This is a genomic window from Vibrio sp. 2304 (assembly GCF_033339475.1).
In the GTDB taxonomy this organism is placed as follows: domain Bacteria; phylum Pseudomonadota; class Gammaproteobacteria; order Enterobacterales; family Vibrionaceae; genus Vibrio; species Vibrio alginolyticus.
This window is the reverse complement of the sequence record NZ_JAWOUQ010000019.1, coordinates 25,864-45,398: the sequence shown is the minus strand read 5'-3', so window position 1 is coordinate 45,398 and position 19,535 is coordinate 25,864. Positions and strand designations below refer to the sequence as shown.

21 protein-coding genes are annotated in these 19,535 nt (G+C 44.7%); 5 read left to right on the top strand and 16 right to left on the bottom strand.

Features of this window, described 5'->3' with window-relative positions:
- Positions 1 to 24: 24 nt before the first annotated feature.
- From dinF to lexA, 3 genes are all read right to left on the bottom strand, one after another.
- Positions 25 to 1,374 carry an MATE family efflux transporter DinF gene (gene dinF / locus R7P64_RS22585; RefSeq protein ID WP_318123999.1) on the bottom strand — a complete coding sequence of 450 codons (1,350 nt, stop codon included), beginning with the start codon at positions 1,372 to 1,374 and terminating at the stop codon, positions 25 to 27.
- A 55-nt stretch (positions 1,375 to 1,429) separates the two neighbouring features.
- Positions 1,430 to 2,224 (bottom strand): class I SAM-dependent methyltransferase, encoded by a 795-nt coding sequence (locus R7P64_RS22580; protein WP_005393777.1) that lies wholly within the window; start codon positions 2,222 to 2,224, stop codon positions 1,430 to 1,432.
- A gap of 184 nt (positions 2,225 to 2,408) precedes the next feature.
- Positions 2,409 to 3,029 (bottom strand): transcriptional repressor LexA, encoded by a 621-nt coding sequence (gene lexA, locus R7P64_RS22575; protein WP_005378682.1) that lies wholly within the window; start codon positions 3,027 to 3,029, stop codon positions 2,409 to 2,411.
- Positions 3,030 to 3,397: 368 nt separating this feature from the next.
- On the opposite strand from lexA, the gene plsB reads away from it, so the two are divergent.
- Positions 3,398 to 5,824 carry a glycerol-3-phosphate 1-O-acyltransferase PlsB gene (gene plsB, locus R7P64_RS22570; protein WP_262580197.1) on the top strand — a complete coding sequence of 809 codons (2,427 nt, stop codon included), beginning with the start codon at positions 3,398 to 3,400 and terminating at the stop codon, positions 5,822 to 5,824.
- A 64-nt stretch (positions 5,825 to 5,888) separates the two neighbouring features.
- On the opposite strand, the gene ubiA is transcribed toward plsB, so the two are convergent.
- Both ubiA and R7P64_RS22560 read right to left on the bottom strand, forming a co-directional pair.
- A complete protein-coding gene (gene ubiA, locus R7P64_RS22565; protein WP_137282439.1) occupies positions 5,889 to 6,743 on the bottom strand; it encodes a 4-hydroxybenzoate octaprenyltransferase in 855 nt (284 codons plus the stop codon).
- A complete protein-coding gene (locus R7P64_RS22560) occupies positions 6,744 to 7,283 on the bottom strand; it encodes a chorismate lyase (protein ID WP_005378686.1) in 540 nt (179 codons plus the stop codon).
- 161 nt (positions 7,284 to 7,444) lie between these two features.
- Between R7P64_RS22560 and R7P64_RS22555 the strand changes: the two genes are divergently transcribed.
- Positions 7,445 to 7,855: a flagellar basal body-associated protein FliL gene (locus R7P64_RS22555; protein ID WP_137282440.1), complete on the top strand. Its 411-nt coding sequence runs from the start codon at positions 7,445 to 7,447 to the stop codon at positions 7,853 to 7,855.
- A 63-nt stretch (positions 7,856 to 7,918) separates the two neighbouring features.
- Here the strand turns inward: R7P64_RS22555 and glpG are convergent, their stop codons facing one another.
- The 6 genes from glpG to ftsY all read right to left on the bottom strand — a co-directional run bounded on the left by glpG (position 7,919) and on the right by ftsY (position 13,484).
- Complete coding sequence (gene glpG / locus R7P64_RS22550) at positions 7,919 to 8,761, bottom strand: rhomboid family intramembrane serine protease GlpG (protein ID WP_031781355.1); 843 nt, start codon at positions 8,759 to 8,761, stop codon at positions 7,919 to 7,921.
- Positions 8,761 to 9,081: a thiosulfate sulfurtransferase GlpE gene (gene glpE, locus R7P64_RS22545; protein WP_005378691.1), complete on the bottom strand. Its 321-nt coding sequence runs from the start codon at positions 9,079 to 9,081 to the stop codon at positions 8,761 to 8,763. Before glpE ends, glpG begins: the two co-directional genes overlap by 1 nt.
- A 493-nt stretch (positions 9,082 to 9,574) precedes the next feature.
- A complete protein-coding gene (gene rpoH / locus R7P64_RS22540; RefSeq protein WP_005378693.1) occupies positions 9,575 to 10,432 on the bottom strand; it encodes an RNA polymerase sigma factor RpoH in 858 nt (285 codons plus the stop codon).
- Positions 10,433 to 10,608: 176 nt separating this feature from the next.
- A complete protein-coding gene (gene ftsX / locus R7P64_RS22535) occupies positions 10,609 to 11,577 on the bottom strand; it encodes a permease-like cell division protein FtsX (protein WP_005378695.1) in 969 nt (322 codons plus the stop codon).
- A complete protein-coding gene (gene ftsE, locus R7P64_RS22530) occupies positions 11,567 to 12,241 on the bottom strand; it encodes a cell division ATP-binding protein FtsE (protein WP_005378697.1) in 675 nt (224 codons plus the stop codon). The genes ftsX and ftsE overlap by 11 nt, the downstream gene beginning before the upstream one ends.
- A 22-nt stretch (positions 12,242 to 12,263) precedes the next feature.
- The gene (gene ftsY, locus R7P64_RS22525; protein WP_318123995.1) at positions 12,264 to 13,484 is read right to left on the bottom strand and encodes a signal recognition particle-docking protein FtsY; all 1,221 of its coding nucleotides are present in this window, start codon (positions 13,482 to 13,484) and stop codon (positions 12,264 to 12,266) included.
- A 230-nt stretch (positions 13,485 to 13,714) separates the two neighbouring features.
- Between ftsY and rsmD the strand changes: the two genes are divergently transcribed.
- The gene (rsmD, locus tag R7P64_RS22520) at positions 13,715 to 14,314 is read left to right on the top strand and encodes a 16S rRNA (guanine(966)-N(2))-methyltransferase RsmD (protein WP_318119249.1); all 600 of its coding nucleotides are present in this window, start codon (positions 13,715 to 13,717) and stop codon (positions 14,312 to 14,314) included.
- A 25-nt stretch (positions 14,315 to 14,339) separates the two neighbouring features.
- A complete protein-coding gene (locus R7P64_RS22515) occupies positions 14,340 to 14,606 on the top strand; it encodes a DUF1145 domain-containing protein (protein WP_005378704.1) in 267 nt (88 codons plus the stop codon).
- Between the two features lie 57 nt (positions 14,607 to 14,663).
- Here R7P64_RS22515 and R7P64_RS22510 read toward each other — a convergent pair whose 3' ends face one another.
- The 4 genes from R7P64_RS22510 to R7P64_RS22495 form a co-directional block, all read right to left on the bottom strand.
- Positions 14,664 to 15,248: a YhgN family NAAT transporter gene (locus R7P64_RS22510; protein ID WP_005389671.1), complete on the bottom strand. Its 585-nt coding sequence runs from the start codon at positions 15,246 to 15,248 to the stop codon at positions 14,664 to 14,666.
- A 106-nt stretch (positions 15,249 to 15,354) separates the two neighbouring features.
- On the bottom strand, positions 15,355 to 15,576 hold the full coding sequence (locus R7P64_RS22505) for a YecH family metal-binding protein (RefSeq protein ID WP_005378711.1): 222 nt from the start codon (positions 15,574 to 15,576) through the stop codon (positions 15,355 to 15,357).
- 69 nt (positions 15,577 to 15,645) lie between these two features.
- A complete protein-coding gene (locus tag R7P64_RS22500) occupies positions 15,646 to 16,266 on the bottom strand; it encodes a lysoplasmalogenase (RefSeq protein WP_005389670.1) in 621 nt (206 codons plus the stop codon).
- A gap of 1,081 nt (positions 16,267 to 17,347) precedes the next feature.
- Positions 17,348 to 17,716, bottom strand: coding sequence for a hypothetical protein (locus R7P64_RS22495; protein ID WP_005378717.1), 369 nt, complete (start codon positions 17,714 to 17,716; stop codon positions 17,348 to 17,350).
- A 328-nt stretch (positions 17,717 to 18,044) separates the two neighbouring features.
- Here R7P64_RS22495 and R7P64_RS22490 point away from each other — a divergent pair, with 328 nt between their 5' ends.
- Positions 18,045 to 18,374, top strand: a complete 330-nt coding sequence (locus R7P64_RS22490; RefSeq protein ID WP_005389668.1) for a DUF2500 domain-containing protein — start codon at positions 18,045 to 18,047, stop codon at positions 18,372 to 18,374.
- Here R7P64_RS22490 and R7P64_RS22485 read toward each other — a convergent pair.
- Positions 18,371 to 19,384, bottom strand: coding sequence for an acyltransferase (locus tag R7P64_RS22485; protein ID WP_017636080.1), 1,014 nt, complete (start codon positions 19,382 to 19,384; stop codon positions 18,371 to 18,373). The two genes, R7P64_RS22490 and R7P64_RS22485, sit on opposite strands and share 4 nt — an antisense overlap.
- Between the last annotated feature and the right edge of the window lie 151 nt (positions 19,385 to 19,535).

Sequence of the window (19,535 nt, the reverse complement as noted above, 5' to 3'; positions counted from 1 at the left end):
AGGCTTGGACCTGCTGTTTTTATATCAACATTGTGCTAGGAAGGTATCCTTGTGCCATTGGTAGAGAAAGATAACTCCTAAACCAATACCCCGCATCAACATAAAGCTCGTCATTGCAAACCACAGCGCGTGATTTTCCCACTCGGCGAACAAGTAAAAGACAACGAAGAAACTGCTGGTCGCGACAAACATACTATTGCGCATGTCTTTGCCTTTGGTTGCACCGACAAAAATGCCATCCAATAGAAAGCACCACATCGACGCAAGTGGCATCACCACCAGCCAAGGTAGATACACCGCTGCTTGCTGTTGTACCGCCTCAATTGAAGTGATCATGGCGATCAACTGCGATCCCGCCAAACCAAAGAGCGTGGTCAGTCCTAAGCAAATAACCAAACTCCAAAAGAAAGTGCCGACAAGCGATGCACTCAATTGTTGCCTATCTTTGGCACCAATCGCCTTCCCGACCATGGCCTCCATTGCGTAAGCAAAGCCATCCATGCCATACGAGATAATCATCAGGAAGCTCATCAGAACCGCATTTGCAGCGACAACCTCATCACCAAAGCTCGCGCCTTGGAACGTCATAAAGCTAAAAGCCGCTTGCAGACACAAAGAGCGTAAGAAAATATCACGATTCAATTTCACGAAGCGCCCTAAACCGTGTTGAGTGCTGGTTAGCAACTTTTGAGGTGATGGTAATTGCCTCTCTCGCCAGGTTTTCCAAACACACATGAGACCAAAACCCATGCCTGAGTAGTCAGCAATCACCGATGCCAGCGCAGCGCCTTCTACTTTCCACCCCAAACCAATCACAAACAACAAATCGAGGGCGATATTAGTCACGTTGGTGATGATCACCATCCACATTGGTGCTTTGGAATTTTGCGTCCCGAGCAGCCACCCCAACAACACAAAGTTCATTAGCGCAGCGGGGGCACTCCACACACGGATAGAGAAATATTGCATGCCGTAGTGTTTTACCTCTGCGCTGGCGTCACTCCAGCCAAAGATCAAATCAGCAATCGGGTTATGGGCAATAAGGAAGACTAACGCAAACAGCAGCGCCATAAGTGAGCCTTGCATAAACACCAAGGCAAGTTGCTTTCGGTCTTCACCGCCATAGGACTGCGCCGCCAACCCTGTAGTCGACATACGCAAAAAACCAAGCAGCCAAAACGTCACGCTGATCATGGTGCTGCCCAACGCAACACCGCCCAAATACCAAGCGTGGTCTAGATGACCAATCACCGCAGCATCGACCAAACCGAGCAATGGAACAGTAATATTCGACAGCACCATAGGTATCGCTAAAGCTAAGACTTGGCGATGAACTTTTGGGTTAGATAAAGGAGAGAAGATTGAATTTGTCACAGGCACCTCATCAGTAAGATCGACGAGTGTACCTGAGCGCTTAACGACTAGCCAATTACCACTTGATATGAACGAGTACTGGCGTGAGGCGATGCTTCAACATTGGAATCTTATTAAGCCAACGCTGCCAAGCTTTCCAACGAGAACAGAATCTATCGAATGGCGAGAAAGCTTTCACCCACTGTGCCCATGGTAACCATTGCAATATCTGTTCTGCAGGCGCTTCAAAGCCATGAGCATAACGATCAGAGCCAAGCTTTTGTCCCCACTTGGTTTCCGTTAAATCTCCTGCCAGCACCATACACAGTTCAGCAGAAACAAAATGTCGACCCAAGGTTTGAATAAATTTCGCGACTTGACGCTCTGTGCAATCGAGCAGTGCCATTTCACATAAAATGAGTACCGGTGCTTGCTCTGGAATGGCTAACGTCTCTAGCCACGACATTTCATCCACACTGCCACAGCGATGTTCATAACGTTCATTTTTGTGGAACAAACGCTGACGCCATACCAAATTTTCCGTCACATCCAGCTCTATCCAATGGCAGCGTCCATTATCCAAACGATAAAAGCGGGTATCCAACCCCGCTCCAACATTGATTATCCAAGCATCGGGATACTGCTGTAAGAAGTGACTAACCTGCTGGTCACAAAGCTGAGTCAGCGTCACGTGCAGCAATTGCTTCTGCGCAATATCACCACTCAAACAATCCGGCGCCATCTTACAGCTCAAACACGCTTTAGCAGCTATCGGATCGTACACCAAGCCATTGTCGACCATGCTTTCACGGCTACGCAATAACAGTGGCTTTAATAAATGGTTAGGAACTTGATGTTTAGACTGAGACATGGGCATTTCCTGCGCCAGAGAGAAAACATAGACATTAATAAAGATGATAATGAATATCAATTACATTATCAAGCTTATAAATTGGTCAAAACAAACAAGGTCAAGATGATGAGCAAGCTTTTGGAGGAAGTAGAAAAAGAGAAAAGACAAAACAGCCCAGATCAACTGGGCTGCTTAAATACACTTACATCCAATCGGTATTACGAATAATACCAACGGCTAAGCCTTCAATCGTAAGGTGCTGAGACGTTAAGTCCACTTGGATTGGGGCAAACTCTTCATTCTCAGCATGCAGTAATATGGTTGAACCTTTGCGCTCCAAACGCTTCACAGTCACATCATCATCAACACGCGCAACGACAACTTGACCGTCTCTCACGTCTTGGGTTTTATGCACCGCGAGCAAATCGCCATCCATAATCCCGATGTCTTTCATACTCTCGCCATTTACACGAAGTAAGAAATCCGCTTGCGGTTTGAACATCGCAGGATCGACTTGGTAGTGCGCCTCTACGTGCTCTTGAGCCAGAATTGGCTCACCCGCTGCGACTTGACCAATCAAAGGCAAACCCTGCTCATCATTGGCTGCGTCTTCAAGCAGGATACGAATCCCACGAGAAGCGCCTGGAATAATTTCAATTGCTTGCTTACGAGCAAGCGCTTTTAGGTGTTCCTCTGCGGCATTCGCAGAGCGGAAGCCAAGCTCACGCGCAATCTCTGCACGAGTTGGTGGCATTCCGGTGTCATCGATTTTACTTTTGATCAAATCGAAGACTTGTTGTTGGCGTGGCGTTAACGGCTTCATGTCTCACCTGTCTTTTTATACAGTTAACTGTGAGTATATCCAGTAAATGCTCAAATGAAAACCCAATTGGTTGTTTTTTAATTTATTTGTGGGGAGCTTTCAGCTTACCGATTAAGTTCATTCTTTATTCGTTTAAAACACCGACTTTTCAGTTAATCAAGTCAAAGCAATAACTTAGGGGTTCGACTAATTTACAGCCAATAAAATTAAAAGGTTTGACCAGTTTCTGGTATCCTTGCAGCGCTTAAATTTTATCGCCTAGGCTTATTTCTATTGCCGTACTCATCTCTTTTTATAGAGAAGACATGCAAAGCGGAAACTGAAATAAGGTTAGGCCTGTTTGAATACCTATTGAGGCTGTGAACTTTATGTCTTCTGGACAATCATTTTCACGTTCATTACTAAAACTACCTTTATCGGTACTGGTAAAGGGCACCGCAATCCCGTCGAACCCGATTGAAGATCTGAACATCGACCTAACTAAACCGATTGTATATGCCCTGCCGTTCCGCTCGAACGTGGATTTGCTGACACTGCAAAAACAAGCCATGAGCCTTGGTCTACCCGACCCGCTCAGCCCGCTGGAAATCAATGGCAAAACGCTGAACCGTTTCGTCTTTATCGCTGCGCGTCCAACTGTGATGAACAACGATAATGATGTCCCAACCGATTCTGTCTCTCTGTTCACTGACTTACTGGAACTGCACAAGCTGGATAGTGAGTTGGATGTTCAAATGATCCCTGCAACCGTGCTTTGGGGTCGTAAGCCAGGTAAAGAAGAGAACCAAAAGCCTTACCTTCAACCGATGAATGGTCCGCAAAAAGCCAAAGCGGTAATGGCGGCGGGACGCGACTGCTTAGTTCGCTTTAGTCCCGTGGTATCTCTGCGTTATATGGCAGACTCTCACGGAACCGACAGCGCAATTGCGCACAAACTGGCTCGCGTGGCGCGTATCCACTTCTCACGCCAGAAACTGGCTGCTTCAGGCCCAAACCTGCCACAACGACAAGTGTTGTTTGCTCGTTTACTAAAATCTCCAGCTATTGAACTGGCGATTGCTGACGAAGCCAAGAGCAAAAACATCTCGATTGATAAGGCACGTAAAGAAGCCCACGACATCATGGATGAAATCGCTGCCGACTTCTCCTATAGTCTGGTGAAAAACGGCGACCGCATCCTGAGTTGGTTATGGACAAAACTATACCAAGGTTTGCACATCAATAACGCCTCGACTGTGCGTCGTTTAGCGCAAGACGGCCACGAAATTGTGTACGTTCCGTGTCACCGTAGTCACATGGACTACCTGCTGTTGTCTTATGTTTTATACCATGAAGGCATGGTGCCTCCGCACATTGCGGCAGGCATTAACTTGAACTTCTTCCCGGCCGGTCCGCTTTTCCGTCGTGGTGGGGCGTTCTTTATTCGTCGTAGTTTTAAAGGCAACAAACTGTACTCAACCATTTTCCGTGAGTATCTAGCTGAGCTGTTTGCCAAAGGCTATTCAGTCGAGTACTTCAGTGAGGGTGGTCGTTCACGTACAGGTCGCTTACTGCAAGCGAAAACGGGTATGCTGGCTATGACCATCCAAGCAATGCTACGTGGTTTAAACCGCCCAGTAACGCTAGTGCCGGTCTACATCGGCTACGAGCACGTAATGGAAGTGGGCACTTACGCGAAAGAGCTGCGTGGCAAACGCAAAGAGAAAGAAAACGCAGGGCTTGTACTGCGTACTCTGCGTAAACTGCGTAACTTTGGTTTGGGCTATGTGAACTTCGGTGAGCCAATTCAGCTCAACCAATACTTGAACGAGCATGCTCCTGAGTGGACGAAAGACATCGACAGCATGGGTGGTAACAAACCACAATGGATGAATCCTGTGGTGAACGACCTCGCTAATAAGATGATGACGCACATCAATGATGCGGCGGCGGCAAACGCGTTGACCTTGTGTGCAACCGCACTGCTTGCTTCTCGTCAACGTGCACTTTCTCGTGACTCGCTGATCAACCAGATCGAGTGTTACTTAAAGCTACTCAAAAATAATCCGTACTCAAGCACCTCCACTATCCCTACCGAAAGTGCTGAGGAGTTGGTCGATCATGCAATTTCGCTTGATAAGTTCGTGATTGAAACCGATAGCATGGGTGACATCATTTCGCTGGACCGTAGCCAATCGATCCTGATGACCTACTATCGCAACAACATCATCCACTTGTTCGCTCTGCCGTCATTAATTGCCCAAATGCTCATTCGTCAGCGCAACCTTTCGGTAGCCAAGATTCAAGCGAATGTCGCGCAAATCTACCCATTCTTGAAGAAAGAACTGTTCTTAAGTTACCAGGAAGACGAGTTAGATGAATTGGTCGTTAAAACACTGCATGAATTTGCCGATCAGAAAATGATTAGTCTTGATGGTGATAAGCTGGAAATCAATCAATCGAACAACCAGCCTTTGGTTCTGTTAGGTCGAACGATAACTGAAACGCTGCAACGCTACTCTATCGCGATGAACTTGCTTGTTGCTTACCCTGAACTCGGTAAATCGGACCTAGAGCAGAAGAGCCAAGATATTGCCCAGCGCCTAGGGCGTTTGCACGGTATTAATGCGCCAGAATTCTTCGATAAAGGTGTGTTTACCGCGATGTTCAATACGCTCAAACAGCAAAAATACCTCGATAACGAAGGTAACTGTGACACGAAGAAAACGCAGCAATTTGCACGGCTACTGTTCACTCTGCTTTATCCAGAAGTGAAACTGACGATCGAAGAGAGTATTCACCAACTTCGGTCGTAACCGTTTTACCTTCTTCCAATAAGAAAAAAGGCATCCAATCGGATGCCTTTTTCTATTTCTTCGCTTACCAAAATGCGACCAGTAACCCTATCGCTATCACCATGCCAACATAATTGTTGTTGAGGAAAGCCTTAAAGCACAACTCACGCTCACGGTGACGAATTAAGTGCTGCTGATAAACAAACAACGACGCTACAATCAAAAGGGTCCAGTAGTAACTTTGTCCCAATTGGTAGAACTGCCCTAACCAAACCAACATCGCGAGTGTAATCAGTTGCAACACACCAATAATAAGCTTGTCATGACGACCAAACAGAATTGCCGTCGATTTAATGCCAATCTTTAGATCATCATCTCGGTCTACCATCGCATATTGAGTGTCGTACGCAATGGTCCACAAAGCATTAATGAGGAACAAAAACCAAACAATTAATGGTAATTCCCCAGTTTGTGCAGCCCACGCCATTGGAATCGCCCAGCTAAAAGCCAAGCCTAAAAATAGCTGTGGAATATGAGTGTAACGCTTCATAAATGGATAGATGAACGCCAACACAATGCCAGCGAAGGATAGCTGAATCGTCAGCGGGTTCATGGTCAGCACTAACAAAAACGAGCTGATACCCAAAACCAAAAATAATCCAATCGCTTCTTTTGCTGTCACTTTCCCTGATGGCAGTGGACGTTGCTTAGTACGCTTTACATGGCCGTCGACTTTGCGATCTGCAAAATCATTAATCACGCACCCCGCACTACGCATTAGGAAAACACCCAATACAAACACGATAAATACATCCCAACTCGGCATCCCTTGGGCTGAGATAATTAGCGCCCAAATCGTTGGCCACATCAGTAACAGTGAACCAATCGGGCGATCCATGCGCATCAGTTGCCAATATGCTTTGGCTTTTTCTGCGGACATTTACACTGTCTCCTTAGCGTAAACTGGTGAATTAGATAAGAATAACTCGGCGACTAGCATCGGTTTGTGATTCATCCACAACCTTGAGCGTCGCGCTAACAAACGTCCTTCTGGTACGGCTACCCATCCCATTTGCAAAGAGTCTCGCTCAACGTTGTCTGCGCTGAACACCGTTAGTCCTAATGGGATATCACCTTGTTGAGCCAAATCATACTGCTGATCAACTAAGGTTGAGCGAGGAATCAATGTCCGCCCAATAACCCAGTTATTATTGTCACCGCACAAAATTACCTCTCTCAGTAAGCAATCTTGTTCGGACAATAACTGACTTTCGTCCTGTTTTAATGTCGCTGCAGTGACGATCTGATTTTGTAGCAATTCTACCGTTAACGCTTGGCAGTGCTGTTTTAAACGACGTGACAAAGACCCTTGCTCTTCAAGCCAGTGCTTGGCAAATTCATTTGGAAATTCGAATTCTTCGGGGTTTTGCCACTCTACTTCCAATAAAGAAGCAAGATAGAGTGATGTTGGCTGATTCATACTAGTATTCAATTGGAGGCTTTATGCGTACAATAAAGCAACAACTTACCGTCCATAGTAATGTATGTAACCGTAAGTTCCGTTATTTGTTATAGACGGCCCATTGTATCAAGACTGAAGCGATTCGAATATCGCGATCCAGAGAAAGAAAAGTTAGAAATATGTACAAACGTTATATAGCCCAAATTATTTTTGCGTTAACCATACTACTCGCCGCACCAAGTTGGGCTGAAACGGAAGAAGCTGGACCTAAGTTGGCATACTTTACCCTAGAGCCTGACCTCACTACTAACTTTTACACCAAAGGCAAAAAGTTAGGTTATGTGCAAGTGCGCATCGACATCATGGTAATGAGTCAACAAGATTTATCAGTTGTTGAGCATCACCAACCTTTGATTCGCGATGCAGTGATTGAATTATTGGGTAAGCAAACAGAAGATACGATTAAGTCCCTGTCTGGCCGAGAAGATCTGCGCAAAACCTTAGTGACGACCCTCAACGAAACGCTTTTGCCTGAAACAGGTAAAACCATCATTGCCGATTTATTGTTTACAAAATACCTTTATCAATAAACCCAAATCCGTTTTGAACATAAAAAAAGACCGCTCTTGAGCGGTCTTTTCATTTCATCTGCTTTAGGCTTGCTGTTGGTATTTCATCTTGCCTGAATCAAACAGCGCAATCGCCATCCCCGACAGTAGCCCAACTAAGTGAGCGGTGTTTGCAATCGCCATAAATGGCTGCACAAAACCAAGAACTAACCATACCAACATAAAGACGATAATTGGCTTGGGTAGCGTAAGGCCTAAATGTGGCAAGCGGTAACCCAATATCCACAAATAACCAAGCAGTGCATAGACCACGCCAGACAAGCCGCCGAAGTTAGCCCCTTCAACATAGAACTGGCCTGCTCCTGAAAGCGCTGCCGACACCACAAAGAGTTGCAATAGCTTACCGGAACCGAGACGACGTTCGATGTCGCCACCCAACTGCCACCACCATAGTAAGTTAAACACGATGTGAGTTACTGAAAAGTGCAGTAACGCATGACTTAGCCATCGCCACACTTGCCATTGTTGCCCCTCAAAAGCCGGGAAGTGCAACAACTTAAACACGCCATTGCCAAAGCCAAACATTTGTAACAAGTAGATGATGATACAGACTGTCATGATCAGCAAAGTCATGGGGCCAGCTTTCGCTTTGACCATGCTTATGATACTCGGGCTGGAATAATGAAATGTACTCTTACGAGTATCGGCAACGTCCCACGAGGCGGCGCTGTATTTTGAATCAGACGGGTTAGCAAGGAACAGCTTAAGTTCGGCTTCCGCTTCTATTTCATGCTGGCTATCAGTCAGCCACAGCGCAAATTGCCCATCCCCTTCAGGCATCATTTCGATGTCAATTTGGCGAGAGGCCATATAATCAATAAAGGCTTGCGCCATACGTGGATTATTTAACGTTACCAATCTCTTCATTAACTTCTCACTATCGGTAGTTCTGCTCGATGCCAGGCTTCAAAGCCACCATCTACACTGTACACCTGTTCAAAGCCTTGGTTAACTAAATATTGCGCCGCACCTTGGCTACTAATACCGTGGTAACACATCACTAGAATAGGTTGTTCGAACTCCACTTCATCCATAAACGCAACGATCGTATCGTTAGTTAAGTGATACGCGGACTCCGCATGCGCAACGGCAAACGATTGAGGGTCACGGATATCTACAAGCTTCGCATCACCCTGCTCGAGCAGCGCTTGCGCACCTTGTACATCGATATGCTTAAACTGATCCATTTACTTTCTCATTGTCTTATTAATATACCCAAGCAACCTCGAACCTAACGTACTAATCAGCACCCGTGGTACAGCATAAAATCCATATTTGAAGCTGCTTGGGTATACTGCCGCTATTGTAACCTATCCAACGGCAAACTTAGACACATGGATAATCAGGCTTTTCAAAAGTGTACACATTCCAACCATTTGTGGATAAAGCTGTGAATTGCGTTGATAAAGTGTATTTGGATCTTTTGATCCACAATATGTAGTGATGATCCTGTTCTAACTGTGTGTATATCTATAACTATCCCCAGATGGAAAAGTGCTTGAATCCCTTATTTTGTCCGGGTTTCGAACAGTTGATAAATAATTACTTCACAGAGTTATGCACAGGTAGCACATAAAATCCGGATCGCAAACGCTATCGATTTTCGATCGACAATAAAAAAGCCGAGATCACATGATCTCGGCTTTCTATGAAAATCTTACTTTCAATTAGCAGTGGAAATTAAAATTCCCCCACAGCCAATTTTAGTTTCTTCATTGCATTTTTTTCTAGCTGGCGAATACGCTCGGCAGAAACACCGAACTCATCAGCTAAGTCTTGCAATGTTGCTTTCTCATCATCTAACCAACGAGAACGCACGATGCGCTGACTACGCTCATCCAAACTCGCTAATGCATGACCCAAGCGATTGTTGGTATGCATTTCCCAGTTGGCGGCTTCAATGTTGTCGGCCACATCAGACGATTTGTCTTCTAGGTATAGCATCGGCGCTGTGTAAGCGTTTGAGCTGTCGTCTTCATCAGTTGGCATATCAAAGGTTGAATCCACCGCCGCTAAGCGTGATTCCATCTCGCGAACTTCAGAAGGCTCAACACCTAACTCGCGCGCAACGGTTTCCACTTCACCGTTGTTAAACCAACCCAAGCGCTTTTTCGACTTACGCAGGTTGAAGAACAATTTACGTTGCGCTTTAGTGGTCGCAATTTTCACGATACGCCAGTTACGTAGCACGTATTCGTGGATCTCTGCTTTGATCCAGTGGACAGCGAAAGAAACCAAGCGAACCCCTACTTCTGGGTTAAAACGCTTAACGGCTTTCATTAGACCGATGTTACCCTCTTGCACAAGATCCGCCATTGGCAAACCGTAGCCAGAGTAACCACGAGCAACGTGAACAACGAATCGTAGGTGCGAAAGAATTAGACCTTTTGCAGCCTCAATCTCACCTTTATAGTGTAATCGTTCTGCCAGCTCACGCTCTTCGTCTGCAGTCAGCATTGGGTAGCTGTTTACTGAGCGAATATAGCTATCAAGGCTATCTTGCGTGACTAGAGCCATCGGATACGCTTCTTTTGTCATTCAATTCCTCATCAATCTCTGATCTGGAGCATTACATTGCAATTTAGCTTCGATATCTTGAACTCAAAATGAACAAGTTTCAAGAAGGGGAAGCAATTATCCATAAACATTTGGTCTAAGCAAGGGTTCAAAATTAGCTAGTGCTAATGAAATCCAAGTAATAAGACCGCCATCACTTAAACTGGTTCAATTTCTTTTAAATGTCGTTGCGCAGAAAAGCGCGCCGCAATACATCCCAAAAGACTCCCAATGATGATTAGTAACAAAGATTCATCCCAACTTAGACCAATCAGGCGGAACTGGCTATCGTACAACGCAGCAAGGTCTTCCACCGCACTATTCATGACAATGGTCACTAAAGCCGTTACCAACCACGCAATAGTGGCACCTAACACGCCAAACCACATACCTGTGTACAAGTAAGGGCGCAGAATGAAACTGTCCGTCGCACCGATCAGTTTCATGGTTTGAATCTCTTCTTTATTCGCCAGCACATTAAATCGCAATGTATTGCCAACGATTAAAAATACCGCACCGAGCATCAGTACTGTCAGGGTAATGACAATAATACTCGCGAGAGTTTTGATGGCATCAAGACGCGCCAGCCAGTCTTCGTCAAGTCTCACGTCGGTCACATCTTGTTGCTCTCGAACGTCTTTGGCTAATGACTGAATATCACTTTTTAGCTCCGAATCTGGCGTAATCACCAACACACCAGGTAGCGCATAGCCACTTAAAAGGCTGATAGCTTGGTCGAACCCTGCATATTGGCTTAAATCAGATAGACCTTGTTGCGGTGAAATATATTCTACCTCTTTTACCAAAGGCCAAGTTTCAATTTGATCTTTGAGAACCATCACTCGTGCATCCGGCATGCCTTCAACTAAGTAAGCACTAACTTGTGAAGGAGAAGCGACATCTTCCGCTGCCCCCGCAACGTTTTTCCCCAATAGATACAAACAAGCTGGCATGGCAAGTGCCATGGAGATGACCGCTAGGGTCAGAATGTTGCCTAGTGGTCGTTGCCATAAGGCGCTAAAAGAGGATTTAGCTTGTTTTGCGTGGACAGAGAAAAAACCATCGGTATTCGCACGCTTGGCACTGCGGCCTTTCCCCTTCTTTTGGGAGTGCTTGTTACCTGCCATAGTCTTCTACCTCACTTAGGAAGCCTTGGTTCAATTCAAAATGACGATACTGTGGGCGAGTGTTTACTAACCCCACATCGTGCGTGGCAAGTAAGATTGTCACGCCCGCACGGTTAAATTCTTCGAATAGACGCAACACACGGTTGGATAATTCTGGGTCAAGGTTACCCGTAGGCTCATCAGCCACCAGCAACGTTGGTCGATTAACCACAGCACGGGCAATACCGACGCGCTGTTGCTCACCACCAGAAAGTTGACTAGGTAGACAACGAGCTTTATCGAGTAAGCCCGTTTTATCTAACGCCGCAGAAACACGGCGTTTGATTTCGTTTTCAGAAATCGATTCGATACGCATTGGCAGAGCGACATTGTCGTACACACTGCGATCCATCAATAGGCGATGATCTTGAAAAACAATCCCAATATTGCGGCGCAAAAAAGGGATGTCTTTGCCTGGAATACGCGTGATATCGTGGCCATTAAAATGGATTTTGCCATCGGTTGGTCGCTCTATCGCGCAGATCAATTTCAGCAAGGTACTTTTACCAGCCCCGGAATGTCCGCCTAAAAACGCCATTTCACCGCGCCTCAGGTGAAAATCGACTTTTTGCAGTGCTTGTCGACCACCTCGGTAAGCTTTGCTTACTTGCTGAAATTTGATCACCGTTGATTTCCTCTAACTCTTTTTATTCTTCACGACTAAACAGTGCGTCAATAAACTCTTGAGTTTCAAATGGACGCAAGTCTTCGATACCTTCACCCACACCAATGTAACGAATTGGAATACCGAACTGATCAGCAATAGCGAAAATTACGCCGCCCTTGGCTGTACCATCCAGCTTAGTCAAAGTAATCCCGGTTAGAGGGGCAACATCACTGAAAAGTTTCGCTTGGCTAATGGCATTTTGTCCTGTACCTGCGTCAAGCGTTAGCATGATCTCATGTGGTGCAGAGTCATCAATTTTCTTCATCACACGTACAATCTTACGCAGCTCTTCCATTAGGTTCGCTTTGTTCTGTAGACGACCTGCTGTATCAGCAATCACCACATCCACACCACGTGCTTTTGCCGCTTCAATCGCATCATAGATAACAGAGGCACTGTCTGCGCCAGTATGTTGAGCAATCACAGGAACATTATTACGTTCACCCCACACTTGTAGCTGCTCAACCGCTGCGGCACGGAAAGTATCTCCCGCTGCAAGCATCACTTTTTTGCCTTGAGTTTGGAACTGCTTCGCTAGCTTACCGATGGTCGTGGTTTTACCCACGCCATTTACACCCACCATCAAGATGACGTAAGGCGTTTTGTTGCTATCGATTTCTAGTGGCTGTTCGACTTTAGAAAGAATCTCAGCCATTTCTTCTTTCAACAAACCATAAAGGGCTTCGCCGTCTTTCAGATCGCCACGTGTGGCTTTTTCTGTCAGGTTGTTGATAATTTTTGTTGTGGTATTCATGCCCACATCAGCAATAAGCAGTTGCTCTTCTAGCTCTTCAAATAAGTCTTCATCGATTTTCTTACCGCTGAACAGACCGAAGAAGCCAGCACCAATATTTGCTTTTGTTCGGCTTAGGCTGCGTTTAAGACGAGCAAAAAAGCTTTCTGTTGGCTTTTCTTGTTCTTGAACACGAGGCGCGGCCGATACGACTTCTGGCTCCTCTGCTTCTGCTTCTGCTTCTGCTTCTGCTTCTGCTTCTGCTGGGGCAGCCTCTGATTGTTTCGCTTCTTCTTCAAGTTCTAGCGTAGCTTCCGCTTGCTCAGCAACCGCTTCGGTTTGCTGCTCTTCAGAAGGCGCTTCCACTGCTTCTTCTTTTACTGTTTCTTCAGTTTTTGGTTTTGGGCTTTGTTCTTCGTCACCAAAACCTAGCCACGAAAGTAATCCGCGCTTCTTTTTTTCCGTCATCTGGGGCTATCCTAGATTGTTCTTTTATCTATTAATGACTCTTTTTTGACAAGATTATTATCTGTCTAAAAAAGGCTAATGACAAAGTTCTGAAAACTTTCCGATTAGGTAATTCTAATCTTATTAGTGTTACACTCTGTCATCTTGAATATTCTGGGCTGTATCCAAGCTCCAAGCTCATTGCTTGGGCGATTAGATATAGTATCACTTTATTAGCGGTCAAAAAATCTATGGTAAGACGTCGCCAGCAAAACTCATCACAAAAAAAGCCAACAACGGGCTTTGTTCGCATTATTAGTGGCTTATGGAGAGGCAGAAAACTTCCTGTACACGATGCTGAAGGCTTACGCCCCACGACCGATCGCGTCAAAGAAACGCTGTTTAACTGGTTAGCTCAAGATGTACCACAGGCAAAATGTCTCGACTTGTTTGCTGGCTCTGGCGGCTTGGGATTTGAGTCAGCTTCGCGCCAAGCAGAGCAAGTGACCATGGTTGAGCTAAACCCACAAGCTTTCCAACAGTTACAAAAGAATGTTGCCTCTCTTAACGCGAACAACATCCGAGTGGTAAATACCGACGCACTGAGTTTTTTGAAGCAACCGGGTTCTGCTCACCATGTGGTGTTTATTGACCCACCGTTTCGCAAAGGTCTATTGGATGAGACCGTGGCTCTGCTAGAACAAAATGGCTGGCTCGCGGAAGATGCGATGATTTATATTGAAACAGAAAAAGAACTCAATATTGCCGACTTACCAGAAAACTGGCAATTACATCGAGAAAAAACAGCAGGCCAAGTGAGCTATCGTCTGTACGAACGTACCTCCGCATAACGCCTCGATTTAAAAGGATACTTAAATGAAAGCACTAATTATGCTGGCCAAAGCGGCTATCGCCTTTGTTTGGTTAGTATTAATCCTAAATATTTTTATGCCCTTTCCCGGCAATGCCGCGATTGCGCTTTACATCATGACCGCTTTTTTGTTCATCATGCACGGTTTACAAATGGCCATCTTCATTGGTGCATTTGGCGACAAAATAAAAATGAGCAGTTGGGAAAAATATTCAATCCTGATTTTTGGTATTTTTGCCCTACTCGATATTCGTCGTAAACACATGATGTAATCGCTAAGATACGAAAAAGCCGCTCTTGTGAGCGGCTTTTTTTCTGCGTTTCGTTCGTCACCCAATGTAACTTTTTACACCATCCAAGAACATTTGAGTGGAGATCATCACCAGTAACAAGCCCATTAAGCGTTCTACCGCCTTCAAGCCACGTTCACCCAACAAGCGATTAAAGAAGCCATAAAACATCAGTATAAAAAATGTTGCGCCCCACGCAATTACGACTGATGCTGACATTTCCAACATTTTCTCTGGATGTTGCGAAGACAGTAAAAGCAAGGCAGCAATCACTGAAGGGCCCGCGATCATAGGAATGGCCATCGGAACAATAAAGGGCTCCTCGCCTGCTGCCAGTCCAGTGATGCTGCCAGCACTCGGGAAAATCATCTTAATCGCAATAATGAAGAGAATAATGCCACCTGAAATGCTGAGCGTTTCTGGCTGGACATGCAAAAAACTTAAGATGCTTTGTCCTGCAAACAGAAACAGCATCAAAATCAGTAAGGCAAACAGTAGTTCACGAATCAATACCTTACGACGACGCTTGGGATCGATATGTTTGAGAATAGACAACACAATCGGCAAGTTACCGAGAGGGTCCATGATTAGAAACAGCATGGTCGCTGCAGAAAGAATGTCCATATTCTGGCCTCACCTCAAAAATGGCGGCCAGTGTATAGCAAACTGACAACATGAGTATATGACTGAGGGCGAAAACACCATATTCACCCTCGATCTTAGCCGCCGTTTAGTGATTGCAAACTCGCGCCATATTGACCACAAACTTACCTTCAAGCTCACGAATTTTGTCGCGCTTGAGCAAAAATGCTAGTAATGCATCTAAGTCTAGATCATTCAGTTTACAGGTGTGAAAGCGAACGCTAGCGCCAAAGTGCTGTGTGAGGGCTTCGCGATCCATTGGTGTTTCTCTAAGTAGGTTTAGCAGCTCGTGAGCATGGATTTCACTCATTATTGACTCCAGTTATTAAGAACAATGCGTTCAGTTTACTGAAATCCTCAAGAGCTGCTTTGACTTAAATTAGTAAATGATTGAGGCAACAATGAGGGCATGAGCAAAAAAGTAACTGCCACTCACCCACAAATAGGCGTGTTTCATCGGTTTTCGATAACCGTGTATCGCGTATGCCAGCGCCGAATAGATGAGAACTAAGGTTCCGCTAAAGCCGATAGCATTGGCGTAACTCGGCACTTGTAACCAAACTTCACCGGCTGCCCAAGCAAGTTGAACCAGCATCATCCCCATGATCACAACAGGGAATACCAGAGAGTCGAGTTGAGGTAGCAACAAAAAGAACGCCACGATACTCGCTGCAAGCAACAGGGCCAACAGCCACCAGACAATCTCACCATTAAGCTGCACCCAAAATGACTTGCTGTAGCATACCTGGGCAACCAGATAAGCCGTAAAATAGATTAGCTTACGAGTTTTAAACGAGTGCAGCGTATCTGCCACCATAGACACAATAAGCCCACCCGCAATCCAGTAGGTATATGTTGCGGATGCACCTTGAGTTAACACCAACACAAGAAGAAGTAGCAGAGTAAAGATTTTAAACACGAGGGATTGTGTCGGGTTAGCTTGCTTTGCTCCCAACACGGAATACACACCTGATAGCCCTATCGCCAGCCAACTCCACATGCAGTATACACCTTTTACTTAAACTCGCCGCTAGTCTAGGTAGACCAGTTTTGATGTAAAGACACAATCTACGAAAGTTGGATCTCGCTAGCGATTCGAAACATTTTGTAACCCTCAGCCTACGTAATAATAAAGCCGATGAGCCTTAATGATGCCACTAAACATTGGGGCCAAGCTTTGCTCATCAGCCGAACCCATCAAATCACACGACACAATAACCAACGCTTTCTAAAACTATTTAACTGAAAAACAGATAAGTGCTCCAGGTAAGCCGCCATTTCACAAACTGACGATTAAACCACCAGGATGTATGTAATGCAGGCAACAAGAATAAATAACAGACACAAAATAGAAAATAGTCTTGGTAGCGCCCTAAGAGAGGATAAACTACTGATGACTAGGGGTAAAAACTAAGAAAACCGACCTTAATTCAGTAAAAAAAACATCAGACAAGAAAAGTAAGTCAATGATAAATAAAACCATAATTTCAATAACAGATAAAAGTGCGGACTTCATAAACCATAAAATCACTAAACACTTTTGAAGCCCATATTTTCTCATAAGGTAAGAAAATCTCACTCCATTCTTTCGATTTGACGATGCAACCTCATAGCACATTTTTTAATTTTCTCAATTTTTGAGAAATACAGACAAAATAAACACCCAACATACCATTCGAAACAAAAAACAATTACAAAGCCAACATCACAAACCATTTAACATTATAAAATCATACACTTAAAACAAAAAATGATAGAAATAAAACAATGTGAACACTTTAAATACAGCACAAAAAACATAGTTTCATTAGTCAGAATCACGTAAAACCAGACAAGTTAAGTGTGGTTTTTGAAAAGATTAACGAGCATATGTTGATCAAACCCCAAAAACAGTGCTATATTAAATTCATCGAGTTCATCAAAGATTAAGGGGTAGTGTTATGATTTCATCTTCTCAAAAACAAGGGCTGGTTATGATTGCAGTGGTTGTGGGTTTAATGACACTGCCAATGATGTACTAACCAAATGATTTAAAATAAAAAAGGACGCAAATGCGTCCTTTTTTATTTATCTGTATAGCTCTACTGAATGTGCTTAGACAAAATATCCCAGTGCATATAGTAGAAACCAAGAGCGGCCAACGTAATCAACGTCATTAGCAAAATTGCTGTACGCCAAATAAAGCGAGAGCTTCTTGGTGTCAGCTCTTTTTCACAAGCATCACATGCCGCCATAAAGCCTTTACGATCATCCAGCTTGTAATCGTCTTCGTGCACCACTTTGTTACGCACGGTTGCGATGAATCGAAGCTTTGCTATCACGTCATGCGGTAAACGTTCTTCACAACTATTAATAAGTTGGTGCAACCCTTTCCCTTCTGCATGGTACTGAGTACGCAAAAGTTTTTCGATCGTTCGGGTACGCATGACTACTTTTTCAATATCTGACATCGTAACCCTCCTTACCAGACCCTTCCTATGTTCATTATTTTTATTCTTCTATAAATTTAGAGCTTTTTCGAGCCGTTAAGTGCAATTTTACTTTCAATTTGTGCCCTTGAGCGCATATAGCCAGACAAGTGAAAGCTGCTTAGTTCAGCTTTAGTGACGTAGCTTGCAGATGAAGCAACGATTTCATCGCGTCCCCATTGAGATAAACCGTGAAGTGCGCCGAATAAAATTCATGTCCCTTTCATTAGATTATGAATAAGTTACCTCAACTCATCGTTTCGTCAGCGAGTTCTGTAGAATGGGACCCGATACAACATTGGAGGTTAATATGCCAATCTCACTTATTGTCGCCCTATTCGCCCTTATTGCCTTGGGCGCGTGGGTGTTTTTCCGTTTTTATAGTAAGCACTATGTGGGCGAAGACGCTCCAGAGCAAAGCGCGCAGGTAACGGTTTTAGATAAACAAGCGATAGACATACCAAACGCACCACCAGGTCAAGACGATCAAGAGTATTGGATTTACGTTCAACGTGGTTCTATCGGTCCAAAGCGTGAATTCCAAATTGGAGTGCATTACTACCATGCACTCAACCCTGGAGATAAGGGAACACTGACCTATCGCGGCAACAAGTTCCTTCACTTCGCTATCAAACGTTAAGGCAGTAACCAACGAGTCTTGGCAGAACGAGAAAAGAGATAGCTCATCGCCAAGGCTCCAGCTCCACTTAGAACGATCCAGACTGGAATCACCCACGCAGGATGTCCTGTGTACCAACCGAACTCTTTCATCGGCCATAAGAAAATAGGGTGAAGTAAGTAAATCCCTAAGCTGTGCTGACTGATCACACTAACCACTTTTTGTACTTTTGGTGATAAGCCTTCACCAAAGTAACGCCCGATCATAAAAATCATCGAAGCCGCTAGAATCACATTCAGTGTTTTATAAGAGAGCCAGCGCCCAACCGTATACTTCTCCGCCTCTAAGCTATTTGTCACAACCATCGTAAAGGTCACTGCCAACGCCACGAGTCCTAGCCCAACAAATAAGGTCACCATAGAGCGATTCAAAGGTACCTTTTGAAATAAAACATACCCCAGTGGAAGGTAACCCATATAAAGCCACATCTGATTACTCCACGGGCCATCAATCTTGAACAAGAACAGTGTGCTGGTGAAAAGCCAAAATGCGAGATAGGTATACAAGACGTTATCATCCACGTTGCGTACCATCCATTGAAACAGCGGAATCACAAAATACAGTGGTATAAAGTAATAGAAAAAGCCGAGATGGTAATACGTTGCGTGGAATGGGCTATTGCTTAATACCTCTTTTACGGTTTCAAAATCAAAGCCTTGAGAAGTCCAACCTGAAAGGTATGCATAAAACATCGACCAAATAAGAAATGGAACTAAAACTTTGCCCAAACGCCTTTTGATATAATACTTACCGTCAAATGGTCGAGTGTCACTGAGCATTAGCGCTCCGGTGATCAAAATAAAAACTGGCACTGCCCAGCGGGTTACGCTATTCACGCCTACCGCTGTCAGCCATTGGTCAAATGGAATCACTCCTAACTCATTTCGATACGGTGCCAAGACGTGAATGGCGATCACTGCTACCGCTGCGAAGCAGCGCAATAAATCAAAAAACAGAACCCTTTCTCTCATACCTTTCCCTACGTTGAGTCGCTTATCGTTTATAGCATAGGGTAAATCTCAACCAGTGAAATGGTTAACAATCTGTTTTTGCTTATTTTTAACTCAACAATGACCTACAACGGGGATTTCATCACCACTCTAATCACTTAACGAGAACCAA